Source organism: Fuscibacter oryzae (assembly GCF_016765795.1).
GTDB lineage: Bacteria > Pseudomonadota > Alphaproteobacteria > Rhodobacterales > Rhodobacteraceae > Fuscibacter > Fuscibacter oryzae.
In genome coordinates, this window is sequence record NZ_JAESVP010000010.1 from 124,002 (window position 1) to 135,172 (window position 11,171).

Sequence of the window (11,171 nt, forward strand, 5' to 3'; positions counted from 1 at the left end):
TCTTGCAGAGCAGCATGGGGCACCGCGTGGCCGAGGCAAGTCCGACCAAGAGAACAACGATTTACGATCTGGCCAAGATTGCCGGAACCTCTGCCAGCGCGGTCAGCGCGGTGCTGAACGGCAATTGGAAAAAGCGCCGAATCAGCGAGAAGCTGGCAGAGCGAATCCAGAAACTCGCTGTCGAGCAGGGCTATTCGGTCAACATGCAGGCCAGTGCGCTGCGCCGCGAACGGTCGCGGATCATCGGCATGATCGTTCCGAAATACGACAACCGCTACTTTGGCTCGATCGCCGAGCGCTTCGAGATCATGGCGCGCGACCGTGGCCTGTTCCCGATCATCACCTGCACCCAGCGCGACCCCGAATTGGAGGTGCAGGCCGCGCGGGCCATGTTGTCCTATCAGGTAGAGACTATCATCGCCACGGGCGCCACCGACCCCGACCGGATCAGCGAAATCTGCACGGCGGCGGGGGTGCGCAGCTTCAACCTCGATCTGCCGGGCAGCCGCGCGCCGTCGGTCATTTCTGACAACTTCGAGGGCGCGCGCAGGCTGACCGAAGAGGTGCTGCGGCGCAACATGCGCCGCTTTGGCGCAACCGAGCCGCTGATCTTTGTCGGCGGCCGGGGCAGCGACAACAACACGACAGAGCGTATTCGCGGCTTTCGCGCCGCGCATGAGGCAATGGGCATCGCGGTTCGCGACGATTGCATCCTGCCCTGCGGCTATGCGGCAGAAAAGGCCGAACAGGCCTTGCAACGCCTGTACGATGTGGCGCCCGATCATCCGCGCGGCATGTTCGTGAATTCAACCATCTCGCTGGAAGGCGTGCTGCGCTGGATCAAGACCAGCCAGCCCGATCTGCTGCAAACTGCCGCCATCGGTTGTTTTGACTGGGACCCGGTGGCGCAGTTGCTGTCCGATAACATCCTGATGGTGCGTCAGGATGTGCCGACAATGCTGGATCAGTTGTGGTCCCTTGTTGCGGCTGACCAGATTGCACCGGTTCTGATCAAGGTGCCGCCGATTTCTGCGGGACTGGTCTAGGTTACAAAGTCAAAGGCCGCGCGCAGTGGCAGGTCGCGGGCGCGCTTGCCGGTCAGATCGAACAGCGCATTGGCCAGGGCGGGGGCTGCGGGCGGGGTGCCCGGCTCTCCCACGCCGCCGATATGGCCGAATTCGCCGTTGTTTTGCAGAATAGCCACCTCGAAAGCCGGAACCTGATGCAGGCGCAGGGGTTCGTAATCGTAGAAATTGCTTTCAACGACCTGCTGATCCGCAAAGGTGATCGCACCCTGCGCGGCGGCTGACAGCCCATAGACCATGGCCCCGGTCATCTGCGCCTCGATGATGGACGGGTCCATCGCAAGGCCCGGGTCACAGGCAATCCAGGCACGGGTCATGCGAATGCCGTCCGGGGTCTGCTCTACTTCCAATACCTGCGCAACCGGGGTGCCAAACGAATAGCAAAAGGCCACCCCACGCCCGAAGCCGGGCCGCTTCAGGCTATCCCAGCCCGACATCTCGCGCACTTTTTGCAGCACCGCCGCCGAAGGTGCGTGGGTTTCCCGCATCAGATCAAGCCGGAAGGTCAGCGGGTCCGCCGCTGCCGCATGGGCCATTTCGTCGATGAAGCTTTCCAGGAAGAACGCATTCATCGAGTTGCCGACAGAGCGCCAGAAGCCCAAGGGAACAGTAAGGTCCGACAGGTGGCCGTCATAGCGATAGTTTGGCAGGCCGTAGGGCTGATCGAAACCCCCTTCCACCGAACCCCGGTCAGGGCCGGGCGGCGCAAAGCCCATCAACCGGCCCAACGCGTTGCGTGCAGCCGAGGGAACCGCCGTCCGCCCCCACAGCGCCGTTGCCTTGCCGCCCTCGATCCGCCCTGTCAGGCGGGCAATGGCGGCGGGGCGATAGTAATCCTGCGCAAGGTCCTCTTCACGGCTGTAAGTCAGCTTGACTGGCGTTCCCACGAATTCCTTTGCCACGCGCGCCGCCAGAACCGCCGGAACCGGATCGGTTCGCCCGCCAAAGCCGCCGCCCATCATTGGCGTATGCAAGGTAACCTTGTCTCCCCCCAGCCCGACGGCGGCGGCGCAGGCATCGCGGGTCATAATGGGGGCCTGATTGCCGCACCACACCTCTAGCGTCCCATCAGGTTTCAGCCAGGCGGTGGCATTCAGCGGCTCCATCGCGGCATGGGCAAGGAAGGGAATGCGGTATTCCGCCTCGATCACATCGCCCTTTGCCAGATCAACCTCTACATCGCCATCGTCGCGCAGGCGGGAATTGGGCTCATCGGCAAAGGCCTTTGCAATGGTGTCCAGCATTGCTGCGGTGTCGGCCGGATAATCGGCAGGGCCCCAGTCAACCGCAACCAGTGCCGCGCCCTGCATGGCCGACCAGGTGTTGTTGGCAACCACCGCGATGCCTGTGCCCAGATCGATCACGCGTTCCACCCCGGCAACGGCCAGCGCGGGCTTTGGGTCAAAACTGCGCATGGTGCCGCCGCGTTTGGGGTTCATGCGGACCGTCGCGAATTTCATGCCCGGCAACCAGGTATCAATGCCGAATTGCGCCGTGCCGGTCGACTTGGCCGCCATATCCAGACGCGGCATCGCCTTGCCGATATAGCGCCAGATTGACGGATCGCGCAGTTGCACGTCGGATGGCACCAGCGATGCCGCCTCTTCGGCCAGTTCTGCATAGGCAAAACTTCGCGCGCCGATCACGCGGCCCCCTTCGGTCTTTAGCTGATCGGACGTGACGCCCAGCCGCTTTGCCGCCGCCGCCTTCAACGCCTCTCGGGCCGAGGCCCCGGCCAGCCGCATCTGCTCGTACCCACCGATGGCCCCCGTCGATCCGCCGGTGATCTGCAACAAGAAAATCTTGGGCACCGCCTCCAGCACCACATTATGCGACTTGGGCTGGCTGGCCAGTTTGAAGTCCGGCTCGTTTGACATCCGCTCGGCGAAACCGGCGTTGAAATAGGCCTGCGCCGGCGGGCCGTGCAAAACCCGGACCTGCGCCCAGTCAACATCCAGCTCTTCTGCGACAAGGGCGGCAAGGGTGGTGGAAATGCCCTGCCCCATCTCGGCCCGCGGGGCGATGACGGTCACACCATCGGCATTTATGATCACCCATGGGTTCAGCGGCACCGAACCGGGTGTTGGGATCAGCGGGTTGGGTGGAACTTCTGTGACCTTATAGACACCAAAGGCCGCGCCGCCGACGACAGCCGCGCCAAGCACCATGAACGAACGGCGGGTGATCTTTTTCCAGTTTGCCATGGATCAGCCCGCCTTCATCATGTCTGCGGCCTCTAGAATGGCGGCGCGGATACGGGGATAGGTGCCGCAGCGGCAAAGGTTGCCCTGCATCGCATCGTCAATGTCCTGATCGCTGGGTGCAGGGTTAGCCGCCAAAAGGGCAGCGGCCTGCATGATCTGACCCGACTGGCAATAGCCACATTGCGCCACCTGATGCTTGATCCATGCCGCCTGAATGGGGGCCAGATTGTCGGGCTGCCCCAGACCTTCGATCGTGGTGATCTGGCCCGTCGCATCGCCCAGCGCAACTTGGCACGAACGCACCGCCTCGCCGTCAATCATCACGGTGCAGGCTCCGCAAGCCGCCACGCCACAGCCGAATTTCGTGCCCGTCATCCCAAGGCCATCGCGCAACGCCCACAGCAGCGGAACGTCGGGCGGAAGGTTTACAGACTGAACCGAGCCATTGATATTCAGCGTGACGGGCATCAGGCATCTCCTCTTTCTGACATTATTAACTTAAAATGTCACAATGTCAACGCCAGGTTTGACGGGGTGACAATCGCATGCGATACGAGGTCATGTCAGACTCGGATCATTCGCCCGAAGACCCCAAGGATGCCGCCATTCTGCGGTCTGCCTTTGTCGCCTTCGCCCAATATGGTTTGCGCCGCACCTCGATGGCAGACATCGCCAAGGGGGCGGGCATGTCACGCCCGGCGCTGTACCTGCACTATTCGGGCAAGGAAGACATCTTCAAGGCGCTGGTCCGCATCCATTTTGCACGGTCGGAAACGGCGGTTGCCAAGGCTTTGGCGATTGCAGCGTCCCCCGCCGAGACGCTGCTTGCGGCGATACGGGCCATTGATGGCGATGCGGTAGAGGTGATGATGAACTCACCCCACGCAGATGAGATCCTGTCCTCCGACACGCCGTTCAATCAGGCCGAAGTGCAAGACTCTTACAGCCGGATCACCGCCAGCATCGCCCGCTGGATCGCCGAAGGGGTTCTGGCCGGTAGGCTAACACTGGAGGGGCTGGGAGCAACCGCCGAAGAGGTTGCCGCCACCATCATGGCGGCCAAATTCGGAATCAAAGGCGCCAGCAAGGATTTCGCGGCCTATCAGGCGGGGGTGATCCGGTTGACTGCGGTTTTTGGAAAGGCCCTTGGCCGATAGCCTCGTCGGCTTTTGTGCGACCCGGACGGTTTGAATGGGCGATTGCCCGCGATACTATCCGCCCCCAATTCATAATCAAAGCAAATATATCTTGTTGGAAATTGTATTTCTAACCGGGTTGCAACCTTCCTAACGTCCTTTGAGCCTCGCCACAGGGGGCCTTGAAAAATCAACGGGGACAACCATGACAGCAACCTACGAGACATCAATGAAGGCAAGTCCATCGCCGGGATCTGCCGCGACCGACGAGGCGGATCTGTCGTCTCTGGGCTATGAACAGAAACTACACCGGACAATGAGTTCGTTCACCTCGTTCTGTCTGGCGTTTTCCATGGTGTCGATCAACACCGGCGTCGTCACCCTGTTCGCCGATCCGTTCAAACGCGTCGGCGGTGTCGGCGTTCTCTTGTGGTTACTGGTCATTCCCTTCGTGTCTTGCATCGTGCTGGTTTATTCCCATCTGGCAGCCCGCATTCCGGTAACCGGCTATGCCTACCAATGGTCAAGCAGGCTGGTGAACAAAAGCTATGGCTGGTTCACCGGCTGGATTGCGATGATCTCTTTCATGGCGGGCACCGCCGGAACCGCCTCGGCCATCGGTGCGGTGTTTGCGCCCGAAATCTGGGAAAACCCGACGCAGGGTCAGGTGCAGGCCCTCAGCATCTCGGCTACCATTCTGGTCTGTGTGATCAATATCTTCGGGATCAAGGTCGCCACAAAGCTGAACGACATCGGTGCGGTCATCGAGCTGATCGGCAGCGCGGTTCTGGGCGCTTTTCTGATTGTCGGAGTGTTCTTTGTCTTTGGTGACACCCAAGGCTTTGGTCTTCTGGTCGATACCACACCCGCAAGTGGCGAGCCGCTGTCGCTGACCACCTTTGCGCTGGCGATGCTGCTGCCCGTCAACGTGCTTTTGGGCTGGGAAGGGGCAGCCGATCTGGCAGAGGAAACGCTTGATCCGCGCAAGGCGGCAGCGCAGGCGATGATCCGCGCTGTTGCTGTCTCCAGCGTATGCGGCGTTGTGATGTTCACCCTGCTGGCGCTGGCCATTCCCGGCCCGGTTGCCGATTTTCTGGCGCGGTCAGAAAACCCGGTTATCGGGCTGGTGCGCGAGCGCTTTGGCGATTCTGCCGCTGTTGGCATGTTGCTGATCGCCTTTGCGTCGATCTTTGCCTGCCTGATTGCCAACATGGCGGTGGCAACGCGGATGATCTATGCGCTGTCGCGCGACAAGATGCTGCCGGCCTCTGGCTTTCTCATGGGGGTGAACCCGCGCACCGGAACCCCGGTTGCCGCCATCATTCTGGTCACGGTGATTGCCATCGGGATGAACCTGGCCAGCGGCGGCTTTGTGGCCGCGCTCTATTCGATGGTGGGGCTGACCTATTACTGCACGTATTTCCTGACGCTGGTCGGTGCCTATCTGGCCCATCGCAAGAACCGCATTCCACATGCCCCGGTTGATGCCTTTGGCCTTGGGCCCTGGCTGGTGCCGACCATCGGGCTGGGCGTGCTGTGGACCATCGTCGTGATCACCACCTTCTCGGTTCCCGAAGAAAGCCATCCCGGTGCGTTCATGACACTGTTCATGCTGGCGGTCGGGGCGACCTGGTGGGTGGTCAAGCTGCGCGGCGATCTCAAGGCGGGCCGGGCCGGGCCACCAGATACGGCAAAGCGGCGCTGATCCGTCGTCGCAAGGCCGAAAGAGAAACTCCGCGCCGGGCATTCCGGCGCGGGGATTTCGTATCAGATACGAACCTCAGGGTTTTGTGGCCAAGGGCTGTGACAGTTTGCGCGCCAGCGTCACAAAGTCCTTCAGCAGCCTGCTGCTGCCGTCACGGTAGCCAATGGCAATCGAGCATTCCGGCATGTCGGTGATCGGTTTGAAGACAACACCGGGGCGGGCATAAAAGCGCGCCGTGCTTTCGGCGGTAATGCTGATGCCACGATCCATCGCCACAGCCTGCAACTCGGATTCGACAGTTGCGGCCTCATAGACGATGCGGGCAGGACGCCCCTCTCGATGTTCGGCCGCAATCCAGTAGTCGCGCCAAATCCCTTGCCCCGGTGCCGCGACAAAGGGTTCATCCAGAATCTCTCCCAGCACCACACTGGCCTGGCCGCTTAACCGATGGCCAGCGGGCAAACAGGCAACGCAAGGCTCGCTAGACAGTTCGACAAGCGTTATGTCATCGATGCCCAGCGGCGGGCGCACCACCGCACAATCAACCTTGCCAGAGCCAAGCCCCGCCGTCGGGTCGCTGAAGTCGAACTCGGCCCAGTCCAGCACGGCATCCGGGCGCAGCTTCTTGAACTCGCGCACCAGTGCGGGAATGAACTCGACCGCCGTTCCGATCATGTAGCCCACCCGCAGCTGATTGCGCACCGATTTTTGCAGCGTGCCGATCTCGGCGTAAAAGCTGTCCATCTCCCGGCTAAGGCCAAGCGCCTTTTGCAAAAGTGCCTCACCCTGTTCGGTCAGAGCAAGGTTGCGTGTCGTGCGCGTGAACAGCGGAAAGCCGATGAAATCCTCGAACTGAGAGATGGTTTGCGACAGTGCCGGCTGCGACACGCCCAAGGCAACGGCGGCTCGCACAAAGCTGCGCTCTTGCGCGATTGTCACGAAAGCGCGGATGTGCCGGAAGTGGACATTCATAAGCGACATGAATGAATGGTTCAGGTCTTCGTCCTTGTTGTCAAGGGGTTTTGCCCAATACTCGACCCCAATAAAACTTGGGAGAACCACGCATGAACACCCACAACACCGACTTGGCTCAGGAGCTGGAGCGCGGCAAAACCGGCCTGATCCATGACCCGCGGGAAGGCGACACCTCCAAGATCACCTTGGTCAAGGCCAAGGGATCACTGGTCTGGGATGACAAGGGGCGCGAATATCTGGACTGCACCTCGCAGGCCTGGTCGAACAGCCTGGGGGCCAATGACGACCGCGTGGTCGAGGCGGCGATTGCTCAGTTGCGCGACATCACCCACGCGCGACCCAACTTCAACACCATCCCGCTGCTGCAACTGACCGCGCGCCTGCAAAAGCTTTCGCCCGGCGATCTGAACCGCATCGGCTATTGCCTGCATGGCAGCCTGGCAGTGGAAATGGCGCTGAAACTGGCATTCAAGAACCGCCCCGGCGCGCAGAACGTGATCGTGATGCAAGACAGCTATCATGGCCGGTCGCTGGTAACGATGGCCGCAAGCTGGCCGCACCCCACCAACCCCTTTGCCGCGCTGCAACCACGCTGCTTTACCCGCGTGCCGCACCCCGACAGCTATCGCCCGCGCATGGGCATGGACCTTGAAACCGAAACGCAACTGTGCCTGAGCCTGCTGGAAGACACCATAACCAAGGGCGTCGATGGCAGCGTTGCGGCCCTGATCATCGAGCCGATCCTGGGCAATGGCGGCCATATCATGGTCGGCAAATCCTATCTGCAGGGCCTGCGCGAGATTTGCACGAAACACGGCATCATCCTGATTTTCGACGAGATTCAAAGCTGCTTTGGCCGCACCGGCGCGATGTTTGCCGCCGATTATTATGACGTGGTGCCCGACATCATGACCTTTGGCAAAGGCATCAGCGGTGGTTTCCCCCTGGCTGGCATCATGGCCAGCGACCGGCTGGAAGGTTTTGCCTCGGGCGAAGATGCCCTGACTTTCGGGCAGTTCCCGGTTTCGATGGCCGCCGCAGTGGCGACGATTGATGCGATCATCGCCGATGATCTGTGCGGCAAGGCCCGTGCCCTTGGCGACTATGCAACCCAGCGCCTGCATGAAATGTCAGACCGCCGCAAACTGATCGGCGACATTCGCGGCCCCGGCCTGTTTGTGTCGATCGAACTGGTCAAGGACCGCACCACCAAGGCCCCTTCGCCAAGGGCTGCCGCCGAAGTGTATCGTCGTGGCGTTGAAAAGGGCGTGTTGTTCGGCGAAAGCCGCTATGCCGGACTTGGCAATCTGATCAAGGTCAAGCCGCCCCTGGATTGCAGCCATGCGCAGATGGCCCATGCGCTGGATGTTCTGGACGAGGTGCTAGGCAGCATCGAGGCCGATGGCATCGCCTGAGCAGTCATCGACACGGGCCCTGGCGGGCCCGTGTCGCCGGGTCGGTCCGGGCCGCATATCTGTCAAAGTTTTCTCGCTATACTTGAAAAAATATCTTCCGTAATAATCCTTCGTATTCGGGCTCATAAGGATACGAAGCGTGCACGGTCCTGCGGTGAAAGGTGCGCCTGTCTGGGGCCTGTCAAACGAAGCCCCTACCTTGCGAACCTTGAACACCTTCGCGGTGGACCTGATTCAAATCCCCAGTGTCGAGGATCTTTTCTGGTATGTGGCGCAGAACGTCGTCGGGCGGCTGAACTTCGTCGATTGCGTGATTTATCAGGCCGATGACGACCAGACCACCCTGACGCAGGTGGCAGCATGGGGCGAAAAGAACCCGTTCGGGCGCAGCATCATCAACCCGCTGGTGATCCCGTTTGGCCATGGCATAACCGGCAAAGTGGCGCAGACCCGCAAAGCGATCATTGTCGATGACCTGCTGGAAAGCCAGAATTACATCCCCGACACGCAGCCCGCCCGGTCGGAAATCTGTGTGCCGCTGGTCTTTCGCGGCCGCGTCGTCGGTGTGATCGACAGCGAACACCCAGAGCCAAGCGCCTTCGGCGAGGCCGAGCTGGAGATCCTGACAACCGTGGCCGCGCTGGCCGGGGCCAAGCTGGAACTGCTGGCAGAGGCGCAGCGCTCGCAGCAAAGATACCGTGATCTGTTGGTGTCACATGATCGGCTGACCGAAGAAACCAGTATCCGAAAAGCGCTGGAGGCCAAGCTGTTCGAGGCCCGGCGGCTGGAGTCGATTGGCAAGCTGACGGGTCGGTTCGCGCATGAGTTCAACAATTTGCTGACAGTCATTCTGGGCAATCTGGAGCTTGTCGAGGCTGCCGCCACCGACCCCGGATCGGCAGAATTTGTGGCCGAGGCGAAAACCGCAGCCGAGCGCGGGGCCAGGCTGATGCGTGATATGCTGGCCTTTGCCCAGCGCACCCGGCTCGAGCCGGTGGCGGTTGACCTGAATGAGATCATAACCAAACTGTGCGATACACGCACCGCCGATCCCGCGCCCAAGGTAGAGCTGATATTGGCAGACGATCCGTGGCGCATCATGGCCGACCGCAAGGCAATCGTCAGCGCCTTGCTTAACCTGATCGAAAATGCCCACGATGCAACGCCATCCGACGGCAAGATCATGATCCGCACCGAAAACCTGACCCATACGCTGTCCGACACAGGGCCGCTTGCTGCAAGCCTTCCGCCCGGCAGGTATGTCAGGCTGACGGTCGCCGATACCGGAGTGGGCATTCCGCATGACCGGCTGCCGCAAATCTTTGACCCCTTCTATACCTCCAAGCCTGTCGGGGCGGGTACGGGGCTGGGACTGTCCATCGTGCAGGGGTTCACCCAGCAATCGGGCGGCACGGTAACGGTCACCTCCGAGCCGGGCTGCGGATCGTCCTTTCAGTTGACCTTTCCCGCCATTCCCTGACTTGGGACCACCATGGGTGCAGGCCCGCGCCAGATGTGTGACCAGAAATGGGAACGCTTTATTAACCATGGAGCAATAGCCTGACGGCTCTTGCGACTGGGGGGGTCACAATGGCAGCTTCTTTCCTGAAACCAAAACCTGCGGTCCACGACCTGCCGCTGATTGACATCGGCGACCTCAGGCATGGCGATACGGCCCGCAAACGCCGGATCGCCTCCGAGTTGGGAGAGGCCGCGCGCGAGATCGGCTTTTTCAGGATTCATCACCGCGGCATCGACCCGAATCTGATTGAGGCGACCTACCGGATTGCACAGCAGTTCTTCGCCCTGCCAGACCCTGCCAAGCAGCGCTATTATATTGGCCGAAGCCCCAATCACCGAGGCTATGTTCCCTTCACCGAAAAGGGCGACTACCCGGACGAGGTTCACCGCAATTACGAAGCCTTCGATCTTGGCCTTGATCTGCCACAGGATGACCCTGATTTCCTGTCTGGCAATCTGGTGCTTGGCCCGAATGTCTGGCCCGATCTTGCCGGTTTCAAAGAAACCGTCTCTCGCTATTATACCGAGATTGCGGCGCTTGGCCGTCTGGTCTGCGGGGCGCTGGAACGCTATCTGGGCCTGCCGCCCGGCGCGCTGACCGACCATATGAGCAGGCCAATATCGCAACTGCGGCTGCTGCATTATGTGCGCACCAGCCAGACGACAGACCGCAAATCCGTAAACATGGGCGCGCATACGGATTATGAATGCCTGACCCTGCTGCACACCCGCAATGAGGGGCTTCAGGTGATGACGCAGGACAACCGCTGGATCGACGTGCCCGTGGACCACAGCGCCTATGTCGTGAACATCGGCGACATGCTGGAGGTCTGGAGCAACGGCATCCTGAAATCGACGCCGCACCGGGTCGTCAACCTCAACCCGGAACGCTTCTCGATGCCCTATTTCGTGGCGGCAAACCACGATACGCTGATCAGGCCCTTTCCCCGGCTGGTTCGGATCGGAGAGCAGCCAAAGTATGAGCCCTTCCTCGCCGGCGCACATCTGTGACCTGCCCCCCGGAAGTTCCCTCGCTGTGATGTAGAGTCTGCCCAACCTGAGAAGGAGCAGACGACATGAGGAAAAGCCGTTTCACCGAGGCGCAGATTATCGGGATGATCAGGGAACAG

At 61.0% G+C, this 11,171-nt stretch carries 9 protein-coding genes; 6 read left to right on the forward strand and 3 right to left on the reverse strand.

What is annotated here, in order from left to right:
• Positions 1-26 precede the first annotated feature (26 nt).
• Positions 27-1,046 (forward strand): substrate-binding domain-containing protein, encoded by a 1,020-nt coding sequence (locus JI744_RS16870; protein WP_328757505.1) that lies wholly within the window; start codon positions 27-29, stop codon positions 1,044-1,046.
• Here JI744_RS16870 and JI744_RS16875 read toward each other — a convergent pair.
• Positions 1,043-3,289 carry a xanthine dehydrogenase family protein molybdopterin-binding subunit gene (locus JI744_RS16875; protein WP_202662344.1) on the reverse strand — a complete coding sequence of 749 codons (2,247 nt, stop codon included), beginning with the start codon at positions 3,287-3,289 and terminating at the stop codon, positions 1,043-1,045. The genes JI744_RS16870 and JI744_RS16875 overlap by 4 nt on opposite strands.
• Before the next feature lie 3 nt (positions 3,290-3,292).
• Positions 3,293-3,757 (reverse strand): (2Fe-2S)-binding protein, encoded by a 465-nt coding sequence (locus tag JI744_RS16880; protein ID WP_202662345.1) that lies wholly within the window; start codon positions 3,755-3,757, stop codon positions 3,293-3,295.
• A 92-nt stretch (positions 3,758-3,849) separates the two neighbouring features.
• Here JI744_RS16880 and JI744_RS16885 point away from each other — a divergent pair, with 92 nt between their 5' ends.
• Positions 3,850-4,446: a TetR/AcrR family transcriptional regulator gene (locus JI744_RS16885; RefSeq protein ID WP_202662346.1), complete on the forward strand. Its 597-nt coding sequence runs from the start codon at positions 3,850-3,852 to the stop codon at positions 4,444-4,446.
• A gap of 184 nt (positions 4,447-4,630) precedes the next feature.
• Complete coding sequence (locus JI744_RS16890; RefSeq protein ID WP_202662347.1) at positions 4,631-6,130, forward strand: APC family permease; 1,500 nt, start codon at positions 4,631-4,633, stop codon at positions 6,128-6,130.
• 75 nt (positions 6,131-6,205) lie between these two features.
• Here JI744_RS16890 and JI744_RS16895 read toward each other — a convergent pair whose 3' ends face one another.
• Positions 6,206-7,111 (reverse strand): LysR family transcriptional regulator, encoded by a 906-nt coding sequence (locus tag JI744_RS16895; RefSeq protein ID WP_202662348.1) that lies wholly within the window; start codon positions 7,109-7,111, stop codon positions 6,206-6,208.
• Positions 7,112-7,194: 83 nt separating this feature from the next.
• Between JI744_RS16895 and JI744_RS16900 the strand changes: the two genes are divergently transcribed.
• The 3 genes from JI744_RS16900 to JI744_RS16910 all read left to right on the forward strand — a co-directional run bounded on the left by JI744_RS16900 (position 7,195) and on the right by JI744_RS16910 (position 11,052).
• The gene (locus JI744_RS16900; RefSeq protein WP_202662349.1) at positions 7,195-8,520 is read left to right on the forward strand and encodes an aspartate aminotransferase family protein; all 1,326 of its coding nucleotides are present in this window, start codon (positions 7,195-7,197) and stop codon (positions 8,518-8,520) included.
• Positions 8,521-8,743: 223 nt separating this feature from the next.
• Positions 8,744-10,000, forward strand: a complete 1,257-nt coding sequence (locus JI744_RS16905; protein ID WP_202662350.1) for a sensor histidine kinase — start codon at positions 8,744-8,746, stop codon at positions 9,998-10,000.
• Positions 10,001-10,110: 110 nt separating this feature from the next.
• Positions 10,111-11,052 carry an isopenicillin N synthase family dioxygenase gene (locus tag JI744_RS16910; protein WP_202662351.1) on the forward strand — a complete coding sequence of 314 codons (942 nt, stop codon included), beginning with the start codon at positions 10,111-10,113 and terminating at the stop codon, positions 11,050-11,052.
• Positions 11,053-11,171 lie beyond the last annotated feature (119 nt).

Bases quoted from the DNA above. Each gene is read 5' to 3' on its own strand.
- JI744_RS16875 (WP_202662344.1), bottom strand. From the start codon at position 3,289: ATGGCAAACTGGAAAAAGATCACCCGCCGTTCGTTCATGGTGCTTGGC.
- JI744_RS16880 (WP_202662345.1), bottom strand. From the start codon at position 3,757: ATGCCCGTCACGCTGAATATCAATGGCTCGGTTCAGTCTGTAAACCTT.
- JI744_RS16885 (WP_202662346.1), top strand. From the start codon at position 3,850: ATGTCAGACTCGGATCATTCGCCCGAAGACCCCAAGGATGCCGCCATT.
- JI744_RS16890 (WP_202662347.1), top strand. From the start codon at position 4,631: ATGACAGCAACCTACGAGACATCAATGAAGGCAAGTCCATCGCCGGGA.
- JI744_RS16895 (WP_202662348.1), bottom strand. From the start codon at position 7,111: ATGTCGCTTATGAATGTCCACTTCCGGCACATCCGCGCTTTCGTGACA.
- JI744_RS16900 (WP_202662349.1), top strand. From the start codon at position 7,195: ATGAACACCCACAACACCGACTTGGCTCAGGAGCTGGAGCGCGGCAAA.
- JI744_RS16910 (WP_202662351.1), top strand. From the start codon at position 10,111: ATGGCAGCTTCTTTCCTGAAACCAAAACCTGCGGTCCACGACCTGCCG.